This window comes from Bacillus sp. sid0103 (assembly GCF_019219025.1).
The window spans coordinates 1-255 of record NZ_JAHUWN010000150.1 but is presented as its reverse complement, the minus strand read 5'-3'; the positions used below and the strand labels follow the sequence as shown (position 1 = coordinate 255).

The 255-nt window shown below is 53.3% G+C and carries 1 rRNA gene; it reads right to left on the bottom strand.

Annotation, left to right across the window (positions count from 1 at the left end):
* A 16S ribosomal RNA gene (locus tag KW850_RS34640) occupies positions 1–255 on the bottom strand; the annotation flags it as partial.

The following is a 255-nucleotide window of genomic DNA, read 5'->3' as shown; positions in this document are numbered from 1 at the left end:
AGTGCCCAACTAAATGCTGGCAACTAAGATCAAGGGTTGCGCTCGTTGCGGGACTTAACCCAACATCTCACGACACGAGCTGACGACAACCATGCACCACCTGTCACTCTGTCCCCCGAAGGGGAAAATCCTATCTCTAGGAGTGTCAGAGGATGTCAAGACCTGGTAAGGTTCTTCGCGTTGCTTCGAATTAAACCACATGCTCCACCGCTTGTGCGGGCCCCCGTCAATTCCTTTGAGTTTCAGCCTTGCGGC